Annotated in this window: 15 protein-coding genes and 1 pseudogene; 6 read left to right on the plus strand and 10 right to left on the minus strand. The window is 73.9% G+C overall.

All coding sequences use genetic code 11. The annotated features are described in order from the left end of the window. The first annotated feature begins 38 nt into the window (after window positions 1-38). Complete coding sequence (locus tag ACZ7OH_RS51065) at window positions 39-1,046, plus strand: pectinesterase family protein (protein WP_470287586.1); 1,008 nt, start codon at window positions 39-41, stop codon at window positions 1,044-1,046. A 236-nt stretch (window positions 1,047-1,282) separates the two neighbouring features. Here the strand turns inward: ACZ7OH_RS51065 and ACZ7OH_RS51070 are convergent, their stop codons facing one another. From ACZ7OH_RS51070 to ACZ7OH_RS51090, 5 genes are all read right to left on the minus strand, one after another. Continuing rightward, window positions 1,283-2,149, minus strand: a complete 867-nt coding sequence (locus tag ACZ7OH_RS51070) for a manganese catalase (RefSeq protein ID WP_470287587.1) — start codon at window positions 2,147-2,149, stop codon at window positions 1,283-1,285. A 138-nt stretch (window positions 2,150-2,287) separates the two neighbouring features. Then, window positions 2,288-4,411: an AfsR/SARP family transcriptional regulator gene (locus ACZ7OH_RS51075; RefSeq protein ID WP_470287588.1), complete on the minus strand. Its 2,124-nt coding sequence runs from the start codon at window positions 4,409-4,411 to the stop codon at window positions 2,288-2,290. Window positions 4,412-4,857: 446 nt separating this feature from the next. Then, window positions 4,858-5,256 (minus strand): hypothetical protein, encoded by a 399-nt coding sequence (locus ACZ7OH_RS51080; RefSeq protein ID WP_470287589.1) that lies wholly within the window; start codon window positions 5,254-5,256, stop codon window positions 4,858-4,860. A gap of 59 nt (window positions 5,257-5,315) precedes the next feature. Further along, window positions 5,316-6,179 (minus strand): universal stress protein, encoded by an 864-nt coding sequence (locus tag ACZ7OH_RS51085; RefSeq protein WP_470287590.1) that lies wholly within the window; start codon window positions 6,177-6,179, stop codon window positions 5,316-5,318. 261 nt (window positions 6,180-6,440) lie between these two features. Next, complete coding sequence (locus ACZ7OH_RS51090; RefSeq protein ID WP_470287591.1) at window positions 6,441-7,619, minus strand: MFS transporter; 1,179 nt, start codon at window positions 7,617-7,619, stop codon at window positions 6,441-6,443. Window positions 7,620-7,724: 105 nt separating this feature from the next. Here ACZ7OH_RS51090 and ACZ7OH_RS51095 point away from each other — a divergent pair, with 105 nt between their 5' ends. Continuing rightward, complete coding sequence (locus ACZ7OH_RS51095) at window positions 7,725-8,624, plus strand: LysR family transcriptional regulator (protein WP_470287592.1); 900 nt, start codon at window positions 7,725-7,727, stop codon at window positions 8,622-8,624. Here the strand turns inward: ACZ7OH_RS51095 and ACZ7OH_RS51100 are convergent. Further along, on the minus strand, window positions 8,617-9,639 hold the full coding sequence (locus ACZ7OH_RS51100) for a helix-turn-helix domain-containing protein (RefSeq protein WP_470287593.1): 1,023 nt from the start codon (window positions 9,637-9,639) through the stop codon (window positions 8,617-8,619). The two genes, ACZ7OH_RS51095 and ACZ7OH_RS51100, sit on opposite strands and share 8 nt — an antisense overlap. 105 nt (window positions 9,640-9,744) lie before the next feature. Between ACZ7OH_RS51100 and ACZ7OH_RS51105 the strand changes: the two genes are divergently transcribed. Both ACZ7OH_RS51105 and ACZ7OH_RS51110 read left to right on the plus strand, forming a co-directional pair. Continuing rightward, window positions 9,745-10,695, plus strand: a complete 951-nt coding sequence (locus tag ACZ7OH_RS51105; RefSeq protein WP_400906338.1) for an alpha/beta hydrolase — start codon at window positions 9,745-9,747, stop codon at window positions 10,693-10,695. A gap of 43 nt (window positions 10,696-10,738) precedes the next feature. Next, on the plus strand, window positions 10,739-11,578 hold the full coding sequence (locus tag ACZ7OH_RS51110) for a DUF1932 domain-containing protein (RefSeq protein ID WP_470287594.1): 840 nt from the start codon (window positions 10,739-10,741) through the stop codon (window positions 11,576-11,578). On the opposite strand, the gene ACZ7OH_RS51115 is transcribed toward ACZ7OH_RS51110, so the two are convergent. Continuing rightward, entirely contained in the window at window positions 11,562-12,599 is a 1,038-nt protein-coding gene (locus ACZ7OH_RS51115) for an NADPH:quinone reductase (RefSeq protein ID WP_470287595.1), read from the minus strand. The genes ACZ7OH_RS51110 and ACZ7OH_RS51115 overlap by 17 nt on opposite strands. 347 nt (window positions 12,600-12,946) lie before the next feature. Between ACZ7OH_RS51115 and ACZ7OH_RS51120 the strand changes: the two genes are divergently transcribed. Both ACZ7OH_RS51120 and ACZ7OH_RS51125 read left to right on the plus strand, forming a co-directional pair. After that, entirely contained in the window at window positions 12,947-13,141 is a 195-nt protein-coding gene (locus ACZ7OH_RS51120) for a hypothetical protein (protein WP_470287596.1), read from the plus strand. Window positions 13,142-13,181: 40 nt separating this feature from the next. After that, window positions 13,182-13,352: a hypothetical protein gene (locus ACZ7OH_RS51125; RefSeq protein ID WP_470287597.1), complete on the plus strand. Its 171-nt coding sequence runs from the start codon at window positions 13,182-13,184 to the stop codon at window positions 13,350-13,352. 61 nt (window positions 13,353-13,413) lie between these two features. On the opposite strand, the gene glgC is transcribed toward ACZ7OH_RS51125, so the two are convergent. From glgC to ACZ7OH_RS51140, 3 genes and pseudogenes are all read right to left on the minus strand, one after another. Beyond that, window positions 13,414-14,631, minus strand: a complete 1,218-nt coding sequence (gene glgC, locus ACZ7OH_RS51130) for a glucose-1-phosphate adenylyltransferase (RefSeq protein ID WP_470287598.1) — start codon at window positions 14,629-14,631, stop codon at window positions 13,414-13,416. Then, window positions 14,628-15,782: a glycogen synthase gene (gene glgA, locus ACZ7OH_RS51135; protein WP_470287599.1), complete on the minus strand. Its 1,155-nt coding sequence runs from the start codon at window positions 15,780-15,782 to the stop codon at window positions 14,628-14,630. The genes glgC and glgA overlap by 4 nt, the downstream gene beginning before the upstream one ends. 92 nt (window positions 15,783-15,874) lie before the next feature. Continuing rightward, window positions 15,875-16,381: pseudogene (locus ACZ7OH_RS51140) on the minus strand (glycosyltransferase); the annotation flags it as partial.

The following is a 16,381-nucleotide window of genomic DNA, read 5'->3' on the forward strand; positions in this document are numbered from 1 at the left end:
CGCCGTCCGGCACCCCGGCGTCTCCCCGTGGAGGTGCCATGTTCACGACTTTGCTCCTCGCCTCGGTCCTGACCGGGGCGACGCCGGCCCCACCCGCCGCGGCGAACTTCGTCGTGGCCGAGGACGGCTCCGGGAACTACACGACCGTCCAGGCCGGGATCGACGCCGTCTCCGCCGGCGGCACCGTCTCGGTCAAGCCCGGCACCTACCGCGAGGTGCTCACCGTCCCCGCGGCCAAGACCGGGATCACCCTGCGCGGCACCACCGGCAAGGCCGCCGACGTCGTCGTCGACTACGACAACGCCAGCGGCACCAAGAAACCCGACGGCTCGACGTACGGCACGTCGGGCAGCGCGACCGCGACGATCGCCGCGAACGGCTTCACCGCGAGCGCGCTGACCTTCCGCAACTCGTTCGACCGCACGGCCCACCCGGAGATCACCGCGACCCAGGCCGTCGCGGTGAAGACCACCGGCGACCGGATGGTGTTCGACAACGTCACGTTCCTCGGCCACCAGGACACGCTCTACGCCGACACGGCGGCGACCGGCACGGTCGGCCGCCAGTACTACCGGAACTGCGCGATCAGCGGCGACGTCGACTTCCTCTTCGGCCGCGCCACCGCCGTGTTCGACCGGGCGACGATCACCGCGCTCGACCGCGGTTCGAACCCGAACGGCTACCTGACCGCGGCCAGCACCCGCCGGAGCAACCCGTACGGCTTCCTGATCATCGGCAGCAAGGTGGTCAGCACTGCGGCGAACGCGAGCTTCTACCTGGGCCGGCCGTGGCACCCGAGCGGCGACGTCGACGCCATCGCGCAGGTTGTCGTCCGCGAGACGGCCCTGCCGGCGGCGATCAAGGCCACGCCGTGGACCGACATGTCCGGCTTTTCGTGGAAGGACGCCCGGTTATCCGAGTACCGCAACACCGGGCCGGGCGCGGGCACCGGGACCGACCGGCCGCAGCTGACCGCCGCGCAGGCCGCGACGTTCACCGCGCAGCACTACCTCGCCGGCGGCGACGGGTGGAACCCCGTCCACTGACCCGACGAAAGTACCGGCGGACTGCGCCGCCTGCCCGCCGTCATCGCCGTGGCCCGCTTCGGCGAGACGGATGGCCGGCCGTTCCTGCGTCGCCACATTCGCTTGCGCGAGCGCGGCCGGCCCGGCCGGGTCGATGCCGCCGACCGCGCGGCCATCGCTTCGAGCAGCCCGCTCACCCGGGCCGTGCCGGAGAAGGGAAGGGCCCGGCGCGCCCCGGGGACGCGCCGGGCTCCCGGTCATGTCAGCTTCTTCTTGACCGCCTTGGCTTTGCCCTTCGCGGTGCCCTTGGCGTCCTGCAGCGGAGCGTACGTGCCGTAGAGCGCCGGGTCGGGCTTCGGTGCGGTGCCGGGGCCGCCGAGGGGCTCGGGGTCCATCAGGTACTCGATGCCCGCGTCGGTGGTCCAGCTGCTGCCCTTGGCGCCGTCGGGGCCGTCGGACAGGTGCCAGATCGTGTGGTTGTGGGTCTGGTCTTCCTCGTCGAGGAGGGCGTTGGGGGCGATTTCCTCTTCGAGCCCGTCGGCCTTCAGCTCTTCGATGGCGGCCAGCCACTGCTTCTGGTGCACGGTGTCGCGGGCCAGGTTGAACTTCAGCATCGCCTTGACGCCGGGGTCGTCGGTCATGTTGTACAGCCGCGCGGTCTGCAGCCGGCCCTGGGCTTCGGCGGCGGCGTTGGCGCGGAAGTCGGCGAGCAGGTTGCCCGAGGCGACGATGTACTTGCCGTTCCACGGCGTGCCGTTGCTGTCGGCGGGCAGGGCGCCGCCGCCGGCGACGATCGCCTGCTGCGGGTCCATCCCGCCGATCATCGCGGCCATCACCGGGTCTTTCACCGCTTCGGCGGTGGCGGTGGCGGGAGCCCCTTCCAGCAGGCGGGCGACCATCGTGGCGAGCATTTCCACATGCCCGATCTCCTCGGTCGCGGTGTCCATGATGAGGTCCTTGTACTTGCCTTCGATGCGGCAGTTCCAGCCCTGGAACAGGTACTGCATGGTGACGGTCATTTCGCCGTAGGCGCCGCCGATCAGTTCCTGCAGCTTGTGGGCGTAGACGGCGTCGGGCTTTTCGGGCTTGGCTTCGAACTGCAGCAGCTTCGTGTGACGGAACACGCGTGGTTCCCCTTCGTCGGCGCCGGTGGTTCCCGGGGCGGAACCGGTGGCCGGAAGCCAGCGCATTCCCGGGCGCGGGACCGATAACCACGAAAGCGTGATTTCCGCGAGGAATTCACACCGCCGGGAACGGCGTGCTCACCGGCCCTGGTCGCCGAAGGTGCGGGACTCCTCGTCGGCCGCCGCCAGCTCCTGCTCCGCCGCCACCGCGTCCCCCGGCCCGCCGCGCCGGACCAGCGCCTCGGCGTGGCGGCGCCGGGAAAACACCACCGCCGGCCAGTGCGCCAGCGCCAGGTTGTGCTGCACCGCCGCGCGCAGGTGCGCCACCGCGCGGTCCAGGTCGCCCGTCGTCAGGGCCGCCGTGCCCAGCGGGTAGTGGATCGACCCGAAGCACGCGATCGCCAGGCTCGCCATCGCCGGCAGGTGGCCGAACGGGCGCAGCAGCTCGGACACCCGCGTCGCCGTTTCCGTGTCCTCCAGCAGGTAAGCGGTTTCCACCGCCCCGCACAACGAAATCAGCCACGTGCTCGACCGCGGCAACGCACCCAGGTCGTCGCCGCACAGGCGGGCCAGCGCGCCCGCCGCCGTCCGGCGGTCGCCCGCCGCGGCCGCCGCCACCGCCAGCGCCGCGTAGTACGAATTGTCGATCGCGCTGAGCGTGGGGGAGTGCATCAGCCCGTCCAGCACCGGCACCAGCTCGCCGAGCCGGCCCTGGAACCACCGGATCGCCACCAGCTGCGCGCCGTACCAGCCGAGCGCGTCCAGGTCGCCCGCCGCCTGGCCCTGCTCCGCGCACGCCTGCGCGCCCTGCTCGGCCTCGCGGAACCGGCCGGCCCGGATGGCGAGCATGACCTTCAGCGCGTCCGCGACGAACCCCGCGGCCAGGTGCTTGCGCGCCGCCAGCAGGTCGTCGAGCTCGCCGAGCCGCCGTTGCGCGTGCGGGTCGCCGGCCAGGAAGAGGTCGACGGTGTCCCACAGCACCCCCATCACGAGGTCGGTGCGCCGCCCCGACCGGCCGCTCACCCCGAGCAGCTCGGTGGCCAGCGCGTGCCGCCGGGCCGTGTGGCCGGGGCCGAGCAGGCAGTGGTGGGCCACGCTCAGCGCCTCGGCGTGCGCGACCGGGTCGCCGGTCCGCCGCGTCTGCTCGACGGCGGCCAGGATCCGGTCGTGCGTCACGCCCTGGTAGTCTTCTTCGCCGGCGAGCCGGGTCCGCAGCCGGAGGGCGAGCATCGACGCCGGATCGACCTCCTCCAGCGCGTACCGCAGACGCGCGAGCAGCAGTTCCGACGCGGCGGCCGTCCGGTGCTCGTGCACCCACACCCCGCCGAGGCCGAGTACCGCGCGGGCGAGCGCGCCGGCGTCCCCGGCCTGCTCGGCGCGGCGGTAGGCGGTCTCGAAGTGCTCGCGGCTGGTGCGCAGGTCGCCGTCCTCCAGCAGGGCGTGCTCCCCGGCGGCCAGCGCGTCGTCCGGGACGGTCGCCACGGTCCCGGCCCGGACCGCGAGCAGCCCCGGGTCGTGGGCGAGGACCCGCCGGTGCACCTGCGCCAGCACCGGCGACGGCTCCACCCCGGACGCGGTGATCAACCCGTGCCGGGCCCGGCGGAACGCCTCCAGCGCGTCACCCTGGCGGCCGGCGCGGTAGAGCGCCGTCATCAGCTGCGCCCACAGCCGTTCGTGGCCGGGGAAGGCGGTCGTCAGCGCCTCCAGCTCGGCGATCAGCCCGGTGTCCTCGCCGGTCGCGAGATCGGCGTCGATCCGGTCCTGGACGGCGTTGTGGCGCAACCGGTCCAGCCGCATCCCTTCGGCCTTCAGGGTTTCGACGTCGTCGAACTCCTCGTACGCGTTCCCGCGCCACAGCGCCAAAGCGGCACCGAGGTGCTTCTGCGCGATGCCGGCGTCGCCGGCCGCGAGCGCGCGGCGGCCCTCGGCGGCGAACTGCTCGAACCGCGCCGAGTCGAGGGCCTCCGGCACGACGTGCAGCACGTACCCCGGCGGGCGCGTCAGGATCAGCCGCGGGTCCACGGAGCCGCGCAGCCGCGAAAGGTACGTCCGGACCGTGCGGTCCGCGTGCTCGGGCAGCCGCTCGCCCCACAGCGCGTGCCCGAGCGCGTGCACGCTCACGACGCGGCCCGCCTCCGCCGCCAGCAGTGCCAGCAGGGTCCGCAGACGCGGGCCGCCGACGTCCCGCGGGGCGCCGCCGATCCGGACCTCGAACGGTCCCAGCACTCCGAGTTCCACCCCGCCGGTGGTGTTCCCGACCATCCCCGCCCCTCCGCCGCGGACACGTCCGCGCTCAGGCGTACAGGAGCGAACCAGGGGGCGCGAGATACGTCGACAGGAAGGAAAAGTGGCGTCGGGGAACTGTCGACGAACGCGGCCGGTGCGGGCGGAGGCGGACGTGGCCCCCGGTTGTCCGGGAGAGCGGCGGCGAAACGCGTGATTCGCTGCCTGGTAAGGGTTTTCCGGCGAGGAAATGGGCCCGGTTCAACGTGCCCTGATCGGCCGCTGGGCCGGGCTCCTTGAGTTCGACGAAAGAGGCGTGTCACCGATGTTCTCGCCGGAATGTTCCTGCGCCGCCACCCAGCGCGCCTCGCCGGCGGTGCCATATGAGTTTGTCGCGTTCACGGTCCGCTGGGACCGGGCGGCCTCGGCGCGGGCGATCTTCCGGGCCGCCCTCGAGCCGGCGGGGTTCGCGCTGACCCCGCGGGCTACGTGATCGGCACCGTCGCCGTGCAGGACGTCGTGCCGTTGTCGAACTTCGTGGCCGCCGTGCCCCGCGCCGTCGCCGGGATCGCGAGCCCCGACGGCAGGCTCTGCGTGCCGTTCGTCGCCGGGCCGGTCCGGGTGTAGACCGCGTGCGTGCCGAGCCCGTCGGTGTAGGAGATCCGCAGCGTCTGCGTGCCCGAGTCCCCGATGTACGGCCCGGAGGTCGTGATCGAGCCGAGCGGGCGGTGGTAGCCGCCGGAGGTCTCGTAGCGCAGGGTGAACGTCCCGGCGAAGTCGCCGGCGCGGCAGGTGTTCGTGACCTGTTTGACGGTCGCCGCCTGGGCCTGGGCCGGGGCCGCCAACGCCGTGATCAGCGTCGCGGCGAGCACCACTGTCTTCATCTGTCCCTCGCTTCCGGTCCCCGCCATCCTGCCGCGGGCCGCTTCAGTCGCGGTTCCGCTCACCGGGCGGTGCGGACGAGCAGCACCGGGCACGCCGCGTGGTGCAGCAGCGCCTGGCCGGTCGAGCCGAGCAGCAGCCCGGGGAAGCCGCCGCGGCCGCGGTCCCCGACGACGACCAGCTGGGCGGCCCCGCTGCGCTCGACCAGCTCGCGCCGCGGGTGGGCGTGCACGACGACCTGCTCGACGGCCACGTCGCCGGTGTCGTGGTCGTGGAGCCGCTCGCCGAGCAGCCGCTGCCCGGCGTCGTCGACGCACCGCGGGTCCGGCCGCGGCGGCGGGGTGTCCGCCCAGGCGTGCAGGACGACCAGGGGAGCGCGGCGGGCGCGCGCTTCGGCGACGGCCGCCGCGAGCACCCGCGTACCGGCTTCGCTGCCGTCGATCCCGGTGACCACGGGACGGTCACCCGCGCCGGGCTCGTCCCAGCTGTCCCCACGGACGACGACGGTGTCGCAGCGGGCGTGCGTCCCGAGCGCGGCGGCGACGGAGCCGGCGAGCAGGCTGGTCAGCCTGCCGTGCCCGGCGGAGCCGACGACGAGCAGGGAAGCAGCACGCGACGCCCCGATCAGGGCCTGGGCGGCGCGGTCGGGGTCGAGCCGGGTGACGGCGTCCGCGACGCCTTGCGCAGCAGCGAGTTCCCGCGCGGTCCGCAGCGCCCGCCGCCCCCGGGCCCGCAGCGCGTCGACCATTTCCTCCGGTGGCGGCACGACGCCGCCGGCGAGCAGCGCGGGGACATCGAGGGCGTGCACGATCTCCAGGGGCGCGTCCCGCAGACAGGCGGTCCGCGCGGCCCACCGGACGGCGTCCAGGGATTCGGCCGACCCATCCACCCCGGTGACGATCGGCGGCGCGGCTGCAGCGGTCATCCGCCGACTCTATGCCCGGAGAAGGGGCGGGCGGAGCCGATCGGCCGAGCGGGGTCGGCTGCCGGTGCGATGGCCGCGGGAGAGGCGGGCGGAGCGGATCGGCTGGCCAGAGCCGGTCGCGAGGCGGCTGTCGGCGCGATGCCCGCGGAAGCGACGAGCGCGGCCGAATGGCTGGGCACAGCCGGCCGCAATGCGCCGCCGGTGCGATGCCCACGGCACCGGCGACCCGAACAAAGCGGCCGCCCCGAACCCGCACCGCAGCTACGCGCGCCCAAGGGTGCGGCGGGCCGACCAGCCGAGCAAACCCAGCTCCAGCACCGCGAACCCGGCCAGCACCACCGACCCGGGCGCCACCAGCATCGCCAGCCCGATCAGCAGCACCGGTAGCACCAAGCCCGCGTACGCAGCCAGGAACAACGCTGCCAAGACCTCGCCCCGGGTGAGGTCGTCGGCCAGGGCCGCTACCGTGCCGACCGCCGCGCGGAACCCCAGCCCGAATCCCGCCCCGGCGAGCGCGCTCGCGGCGAAGAACAGCGGCAACGATCCCGCGAAGGCCAGCAACACCAGACCGGCGCCCATCAGCGCGTACCCTGCCCGCAGCTGGGACCGCGTGCGCAGGCGCGCCAGCCCGATCTGCGCGAGCGCCGCGCTGCTCAGCATCGTGAACGGCGCCAGCCCGGCGAGCAGGCGGGACGGCTCGTGCAGCTCGTGCGCCAGCAGCGTCGGGGCGAGGGCCATGAACAGCCCGCTGAGCGCGAACGCCGCGAACGCGCCGATCGCCGCCCCGGCGAACTCGGACCGGGCCGCGGCCGGCAGCGACAGCCGCTGCGGCCGGTACGCCGGACGCTCTTCGCGGCGTTCGACGGTCTCCGGCACGAGGCTCACCACGACCGCTTCCCCGAGCAGCACCACCAGGAACACCGCGAACGGCGTGTGCAGCGGCTGGTCCGCGAACCGCGCGAACAGCCCGCCGACCAGGGGACCCAGCGCCAGGCCGCCGGCGTTGACCACCGTCGCGGCGAGGCCGGGCCGGGCCTGCGTGCGCAGCTCGGACAGGTGCGCGGTGGCGGTCGCCGTGACCACCCCGATCCCGGCGCCGCTCACCAGCCGCGAGACGATCAGCCCGGGGACCTCCGGCCACAGCAGGAACAGCGCGGCCGCGAGTGCCTCGGCCAGCAGCCCCGCGACGAGCACGCGACGGCGGCCGAGCCAGTCGCTGACGTGCCCGGCCAGGTACAGGCTCAGCATCACGCCGACCGCGTACGCGGCGAAGACGACGGTGACGAGGAACGCCGGAAACCCGTCCCGCTGCTGGTAAAGCGCGTACAGCGGGGTCGGGACGGTCGAGAACGCGAGCGCCGTCGCGAACGCGACCGCGACGACGCGAAAGCCCCAGCCGTGGCTCATCCGGAGCCGGGCGGGAGCGAGGGTGACGGACATCGGGACCTTCCAGGACGCCGGGGATCTTCCGACCTCCACGATGTCCCCGCCGACTCAGCAAGTCCAACGAAAAGTCCTGGCCACAGTTATCGCTAAGATCGATGAATGGAGACGCGTCAGCTCGAGTACTTCGTCGCCGTGGCCGAGGAACTGAGCTTCACCCGGGCCGCCCAGCGGATGTTCGCGGTCCAGTCGACGGTGTCCGCCGCCGTCCGCGCCCTGGAGACCGAGCTCGGCGCCAAGCTGTTCGACCGGTCCACCCGCCGGGTCGCGCTGTCGGCGGCCGGCGCGGCGTTCCTGCCCGAGGCGAAGAGCGCGATCGAGGCGCTCGAACGCGCCCGCGCGACCGTCCAGGAGGCGTCGGAGGGCCTGCGCGGCAGCCTGCGGATCGGCACGCTCACCTCGATCGGCGGGGTGGACCTGCCCGGGCTGCTCGGGGCGTTCCACCGGCGGCACCCGCGGGTGGACATCCACGTCACGGTGTCGCTCACCGGCTCGACGGGGCTGGCCGAAGAGGTCCGCCAAGGCCGGCTCGACGTCGCGGTGGTGGGTCTGCCCGAGTCCGACCTCGCGGGGCTCGACGTCCTGCGCGTCGACACCCGGCCGTTCGTGGTGCTGCTGCCGGAGACCCACCGGCTGGCGGGCCGCCGCGCGGTGCGGCTCGCGGACCTCGCCGGCGAGTCCTTCATCGACACCCCGCGCGGCTTCGGCAACCGGGTCGCCCTGGACCGCGCCTTCGACGCGCTCGGGTCGCCGCGTCGCGTCACCGTCGAGGTCGCCGACCTGCGCACCGTGTCCGGGTACGTCGCGGCCGGGCTGGGCGTCGCGGTCGTCCCGGACATGCCCGCGCCCGCTCATCCGGACGTCGTCGTGCTGCCGCTGTCCGGCGCGGGCCTGGACTGGCCGCTGAACGTCGTCACGTCGGCCGCGAAGCCGCCGAGCCGCGCGCTGCGGACGCTGCTGGACCTGATGACCGACGGCCGTCCACAAGGGACGGTCAGCTGACGGCGCTGTTGTCCCGCCACCGTTTCAGCATCAGCGCGAGGTGCAACCGGAACCGGCCGGCGGGGGAGTCGACCTCGAAGCCGAGGACGGCTTCGGCCCGGGCCAGCCGGGGCGGCATCGTGCTGTGGTGGCGGTGCAGGACCGCCGCGGCCTTGCGAGCCGACCCCGTCGCGCACAACGCGTCGAGCGCCGAGAGCGTGTCGGCGCCGTGGGGTTCGGCCGCGAGCCGGTCGAGGGCGCGGACGTCCGGCAGGTCGTCCAGGGCCGGGTCGCCGAGCAGCGAACCGAGCGCGCCGAGGCTGCCCAGCCGCTCCCACCACACCACCGGCTCGGTGTCCGAAGTGAACCGCAGCGCCGTCCGGGCGGCCGCCCACGAGCGGGCCGCGTCGAGGGCGGGCAGCTCCGGTCCGAGGCCCGCCCGGCCGCCGTCCGGGAACGGGTCCGGGACCGCCTCGGCCAGGATCGCGCGCACGCCGCCCAGCTGAGCCGACCGCCCCACCAGCCCCTCGACGCCGGTGCCCGCCAGCACACGCAGCCGGGCCGACGGCGCGATGCCGAGCAGGTGCAGGGCCCGCGACCGCTCGGCCGTGCCCGCGTCGCCGGACAGCACCAGCTCGACGAGCGCCGGGTCGCCGAGCTCGGGCCGCGGCACGCCGTTCTGCTCCAGCAGGACGGCGGTGGCGATCGCGAACCGTTCGAGCAGCATGTCGTCGAGCGGCAGGGCCGCGCCGTCGCGGGCCACCCACACCTCGACGCCGCCGTCGAGCCGGCGAACCGCCGCCCCGGCGGGAGCCGTGCCCGGCGTCGCGACGGTCCCGCCCGGGTCCGCCCGCAGCGACATCCCCTGGCCCGGCGCGTGGACGCCGACGCGGCAGCCGGCGAGCTCGGCCGTGCTGCGCACGAGCGCGTCCAGGCCGGCCCGGCCGGTGATCAGGCGGTCGAAGAACCCGATCACCCGCACGGCGTTCTCGGCGTCGGCGTCGAGCCCGGACAGCCGCAGCAGCAGCCCTTTCATGCCGTCACGATAGGCGCGCCCGCCGCCGGATGGCGAGGTCCGCACCCGCAACGCCCGCCGCGTGGCGGTGGCCGGGAGCGCCCCGGGCGGCCGAAGATCGGTCCCATGACCTACGCGATCGATCCCGAGCTGCTGCCCTGGCTGGACATGCTGCCGGGCGTGACCCTGACCGACTACGACGCCCTGGTCGCCGCGCGCTCCTCGATGAGCGAGCTGGGCGACGTCCTGCCGGCCTACGAGCCGGTGAACCCCGTCGACGTCCGCGACACGACCGTGCCCGGGCCGTCCGACGCGCCGGAGGTCCCGGTGCGCGTCTACTCCCCGGCGAACCGCACCGGCGCGGTGCCCGGCCTGCTCTACATCCACGGCGGCGGGTTCGTCCTCGGTGACCTGGACATGTTCCACGCGTCGCTGCTGCGGCTGGTCGACGAGCTCGGCGTCGTGATCGTGTCGGTCGACTACCGGCTGGCGCCCGAGCACCCGTTCCCGGCGCCGGTCGAAGACTGCTACGCGGCCCTGCAGTGGGTCGAGGCCAAGGCGGCGGAGCTGGGCATCGACCCGGCCCGGCTCGGGGTGGGCGGCGAAAGCGCGGGCGGCGGCCTGTCGGCGGCGGTGGCGCTGCTGGCGCGCGACCGCGGCGGCCCGGCGCTGTGCTTCCAGTACCTCGGCATCCCGGAGCTGGACGACCGGCTCGGCACGCCGTCGATGCGGGCCTACACCGACACGCCGCTGTGGAACCGGCCGAACGCGGTGTTCAGCTGGACCAGCTACCTCGACGCGGAACCGGGCGGCGAGGGCGTTTCGCCGTACGCGGCCCCGGCCCGCGCGGAGGACCTGGCCGGGCTGCCGCCCGCGTTCGTCACGACGTGCCAGTTCGACCCGTTGCGGGACGAGGGAATTGCCTACGCGCAACGCCTCGCGCACGCCGGCGTGGCGACCGAGCTGCGGCACTACCCGGGCACGTTCCACGGGTCGGGCATGGTGGAGACGGCGGCGATCTCGCGCCGGATGTTCGCCGACGAGGTCGACGCCCTGCGCCGCGGCCTGCGCGTCTAGCACAGCCTGCGCGATCATGGAGGCTCCCGCGAAAGGAGCCGCCGTGACGCCGGTCGGACTGCTGCACCCCGGCGCGATGGGCGCCGCCGTCGGGGCCGTGCTCACCCGCGCCGGGACCCCGGTTTCCTGGGTCTCGGCCGGGCGCGGTCCCGCGACTCGCCGCCGCGCCGAAGACGCCGGGCTGACCGAGGTGCCCGACGTCGCCGCGCTGGCCGGGTGCGACGTCGTGCTCAGCGTCTGCCCGCCCGCCGCCGCGCTCGACGTCGCCCGCGAGGTGGCCGCCACCGGGTTCGAGGGCGTCTACCTCGACGCGAACGCCATCAGCCCGCGGCACGCCGAGGAGGTCGAAGCGCTCTTCGACGGGACGGCGACCGTCGCCGACGGCGGGATCGTCGGCCCGCCACCGCGGTCGGCCGGGACCAGCCGGCTCTACCTGTCCGGCCCTGAGGCCGCCGTCACGCGGCTGGCGAGCCTGTTCGAGGGCACCCACCTGCGGCCCGTCGTGCTGCCCGGCCCGGTCGGCCGCGCGTCGGCGCTCAAGCTCGCTTTCGCCGCCTACAACAAGCTCACCTACGCGCTCGCCGCCCAGTCGTACGCGCTGGCCGAGCACCACGGCGTCGGCGGCGAGCTGCGGGAGCTCGCCGCCGACGTGCTGCCGGCGACCCCGCTGGGCGCGCCGGACGGGATCGCCTCCGCCGGACGGCGGGCGTGGCGGTGGGAGGGCGAGATGGCCGAAATCGCGGAAACCTGCGCCGACACCGGGTTGTCACCGGCGTTGCTCGACGCCGTGCGCGAGCTGTTCGGCCGCTGGCGCGAGCACCGCGACGACGACGGCGTCACGCTCCCGGACCTGCTTCAGGCGCTGGTCACTCCGCCGGGGTGACGTCGATCAGCACCTTCCCGGTCGCGCCCTCTTCGGACGCGATGTGCGCCTTCGCGGTCTCTTCCAGGGGGAAGCGGTGCACCGGCACCCCGCGGTCCTCGCCGAGTCGCAGCGCGCCATCGGCCAGCGCCGCCGTGAGGTCTTCCGCGGCGGCCCGCAGCTTGTCCGCGCCGACCGTGTAGAGCACGAGGAACTGGTACCGCGTGTTGAGCCACAGGTTCGCACCGAAGTCCAGGGTGAGGGTCGCCCCGCCGCGGTCGTTGCCGTAGACCGCGACCGTGCCGCGCGGGCGCAGCACCTCGGTGTGCAGCTGCGCGTTTACCCCGGCCGCCACCTCGACGACCAGGTCGACGCCGTCCGGCGCGACCTCGCGGATCCGGGTGGCCAGCTCGGGATCGGGGTAGCGCAGCACGTGCTGGGCGCCGGCCGCGCGGGCGAGGGCGGCCTTCTCGTCGCTGCTGACCGTGGCGATCACCGTGGCGCCGGCCCAGCGGCCGAGCTGGATGGTGGCGTTGCCGACCGCGCCGGCCCCGCCGCTGACCAGCACCGTCCGGCCGTCGAGGGCGCCGGGCGCGAGCCGGGCGGGCCCGTCTTCGGCGACCGTCAGCGCCCGGTGCGCGGTCAGGCCGGGGACGCCGAACCCGGCGCCTTCGTCAAAACCGGCGCCTTCGGGCAGCGGGACCACCTGCGCGGCCGGGAGGACCGTGTATTCCTGCGCGGTGCCGGCTGCCGGCCCGTGGGTGCCGGCGAGGATCAGCCACACGCGGTCGCCGGGGGAGAAGCCGGTGACGTCCGGGCCCACCGCGTCGACGACGCCCGCGCCGTCCTGGTTGGGCACGGTGTCCGGCGTTTCGGTCCCGGCCTCGGCGCCGCGGCCGAGCCGGGCCTTCCAGTCGGTGGGGTTGACCGCGGACACGACGATCCGGACGCGGACCTCGCCGGGCCCGGGGTCCGCGACGGCCCGCTCCGACAGCGACAGCTCCTCGGGTCCGCCGTGGCGGCGGTAGACGACTGCTTTCATGCCCGGTGCAATCCCGGGGTACCCCGGGTTATTCCCGGCGCGCCGGAAATGAGCTCACGGTAAATCCGCAGCGTGTGCCACCCGCTTATTCCCCGCCGGGCGGAAAACGCCCGAAAACGGAGGTCGCACGGGTGATCCCCCGGCCGGGCGATTTTCGGTGTTGCCCGCGCGAAATCGGCCGCCGTCGCAGAAACTGGGCGCGTGGGAGAGGAAAAGCGCAGTCCGGGGGACGAGCGGCCGAAGCGTGACGACGGGGAACCGACGCCGATCTTCGACGCCGTGTTCAGCGCCACGCGCGCGCGGGCCAATACGAACAATCCCCCGGGGGAGCCGGACAAAACGGGGCGGTGAATAGCGTTCGGCGGAACCGGGGGCGGGAGGGGTGGGCGTGGCGCGGCCTGGCCGTGGCGTACGCGGCGGCGTCGGCGGCCCAGGTGTACCTGGCCGCGGCGATGGGTGTGGTGTGGGCGGCGGTGCTGGCGACGCTGTTCCTGGCGGCGGCGATCGCGTGCGGCTTCGCCGGCGGGGGCTTCCCACGCTGACCTGTGGCACGTTGTTCGACGTTCGCAGGGAACATGTAGCATGTCCGGTGCACTCGCACCGGTGGCCGAGGAGTGGAACGTGGCAGGCGTCGTGAACAGCATGATCGCCGCGGAGTACGCGGCGGGCGCCACGATTTCCGAGCTGGCCGAGCGCTGGGGCATCGACCCGCGCCAGGTGGTCGAACGCCTGTCGGCGGCCGCCCGCTCCTGAGCCCGGCAGTCCACGGAGGACCGCCGCCGCGAGCGACTCGCGCCCGGGGCGGCCCGGCGGCTCAGATCGCGCGTTCTCCCTTGCCCAGCACCACGATCCCGCCTTCGCTCACGTGGTAGTGCCCGCGGTCCCGGGCCAGGTCCACCCCGATGTGCGCCCCCGGTGGGACCACGACGTTCTTGTCCAGGATCGCCCGCCGCACCACCGCGCCGCGGCCCACCCGGGCCCCGTCCAGCAGCACCGACCCCTGCACCACCGCGCCCTGCTCCACCAGCACGTCCGGGGACAGCACCGAGTCCACCACCTGCGCGCCCGAGATGATGCAGCCGTTGCTCACGATCGACTGGTTCGCCGAGCCGCCCTCGACGAACTTCGCCGCCGCCCGCTGGCCCGGGTGCGCCAGGATCGGCCACTTCCGGTTGTAGAGGTTGAAGATCGGGTGCGTCGAGATCAGGTCGGTGTGCGCGTCGTAGTAACTGTCGATCGTCCCGACGTCGCGCCAGTAGCCGTGGTCGCGCTCGGTCTCGCCGGGCACCACGTTGCCGTTGAAGTCGTACACCGCCGCCTCGCCCGACTTCACCAGCGCCGGGATGATGTCGCGGCCCATGTCGTGGTGCGACGCCGCGTTCTCCGCGTCCGCGTGCAGCGCCTCGAGCATCACCTTCGTCGTGAAGATGTAGTTGCCCATCGACACGTACGACTCCTCGGGGGAGTCCGGCAGGCCCGGCGGGTCGTCCGGCTTCTCCATGAACGCGTCGATCATCAGGCCGTCGGTGGTCCGGATGACGCCGAACGAGCTCGCCTCCGCCCGCGGCACCCGGATCCCGGCCACCGTGACGCCGGCGCCCGAGGAGATGTGGGACTCCAGCATCTGCCGCGGGTCCATCCGGTAGATGTTGTCCGCGCCGAAGACCGCGATGTACTCGGGATCCTCGTCGTAGACCAGGTTGAGGCTCTGGTGGATGGCGTCGGCGCTGCCCTGGTACCAGCGCGGGCCCAGCCGCTGCTGCGCCGGCACCGGCGTCACGTACTCGCCGGTCAGCGACGACAGGCGCCACGTCGTCGAGATGTGCCGGTCGAGCGAGTGCGACTTGTACTGCGTCAGCACGCACAGCCGCCGGAATCCGCCGTGCACCATGTTCGACAGCACGAAGTCGACGAGGCGGTGCACGCCGCCGAAGGGCACGGCCGGTTTCGCGCGGTCGGCGGTCAGCGGCATCAGCCGCTTGCCCTCGCCCCCCGCGAGCACGATGCCCAGCACGTCGGCTCCAGTGTTCACGACGACCTCCCGCACGCTTCGTAGAGGGCGACCGTCCGCTCGGCGATCGCCTTCCAGCCGAACTCGCCGACCGCGCGCTCGCGGCCGGCGGTACCCATCGCGGCCGCCCGGTCCGGGGAGCCCACCACCTCGTTCAGCGCGGCGGCCAGGCCCGCCTCGAACCCTTGCACGTCCTGTTCGTCGTAGTGCACGAGCAGCCCGGTGCGGCCGTCGTCGACGACCTCCGGGATGCCGCCGACGTCGCTGGCCACCACCGGCGTGCCGCAGGCCATCGCCTCCAGGTTCACGATGCCCAGCGGCTCGTAGACCGACGGGCACGCGAACACCGCGGCGTGGGTGAGCAGCTGCACGACCTCGTTCCGCGGCAGCATCTCCGGGATCCAGCGGACGCCGGTGCGGGTCTTCTCCAGGTCGGCGACCAGCCCGCGGAACTCCGCGTCGAGCTCGGGGGTGTCCGCACCGCCCGCGCACAGCACGAGCTGGACGCCGGGGTCGAGCGACGCGGCCGCGCGCACCAGGTGCGGGACGCCCTTCTGGCGGGTGATCCGGCCGACGAACAGCACGTACGGCCGGTCGGGGTCGATGCCGTGCTTGGCCAGCGCGTCGGTGCCGGGGTCGGGGCGGTAGAGCGTGGTGTCGATGCCGTTGTGGATCACGTGCACGCGCTCCGGCGGCACCGCCGGGTATGCGGCGAGGACGTCGCGGCGCATGCCGCCGCTGACCGCGATGATCGCGTCCGCGGCTTCGTAGGCCTCGCGCTCGATCCACGACGAAACGCGGTAGCCGCCGCCGAGCTGCTCGGCCTTCCACGGCCGCAGCGGCTCCAGCGAGTGCGCGGTGACGACGTGCGGGATGCCGTGCGTCATCTTCGCCAGGTGCCCGGCCAGGTTCGCGTACCAGGTGTGGCTGTGCGCGAGGTCGTGTCCCTCGAGGGCGTTCGCCATGGACACGGCGATGTCCATGGTCGTGAACGCGGGCTGGCGGTAGCCGTGGGGGTCCGTGTGCCCGGTGGCGTCGGGGCGGTCCGCGCCCCAGCAGTGCACGTCGAGGTCGACCAGCGGCCGCAACTCCCGGGCGAGGAACTCCACGTGAACTCCGGCGCCGCCGTAGACCTCCGGCGGGTATTCCCGGGTGAGCAGGCCGACCTTCATGCCGAAACCCTATGGCCTCCCCGGCCTGTGGCGCAGTCTGGCGTCCAGGGGAATCTTCGGAGTTTTCGGTCACTGCTCAGATGAGCGGGCGATCAGAGGCCGTAGAGACGCTTCCAGTTCTCGCGCGAGGTCAGCTCCGGCATGGCGCGCTGGTACCGCTCCTGCACCGCCGCGCCCTCCCGGCGCAGCCGCTGGACCACCCGGATGCCGCGTTTGGCCAGGTCGAGGGTCTTGGCGCGGTCGTACGAGCGGACGCGGACGCCCTCCTGGTTCGCGTCGGTGACGACCACGGTCGAGAACAGCGACGTGTGCCACCAGTGGGCCTCGTCGGCCGGCACCGCGCCCAGACCGAACCGGTGGCGGCCGGTGGTCTGGTCGAGGATCCGCTTGAGGAGGACGACGAGGGTCCGGCTCGGCGGTGGCGCGCAGTTGATGATGCCGATGTCGTTGGACGCGATACCCGGGACGTCGGTCGCCTTGTAGCGCTTGGTCTCGGGGTAGGCATCGCGGATGCGGCGGATCTCCTGCATCGCCTCGACCCCGCCGTCACGCAGGACCTCCGGGCCCTTCAGGAAGTCCTCGACGGCCTTGATCAACGT

The sequence above is a fragment of the Amycolatopsis sp. NPDC114478 genome (assembly GCF_055633805.1).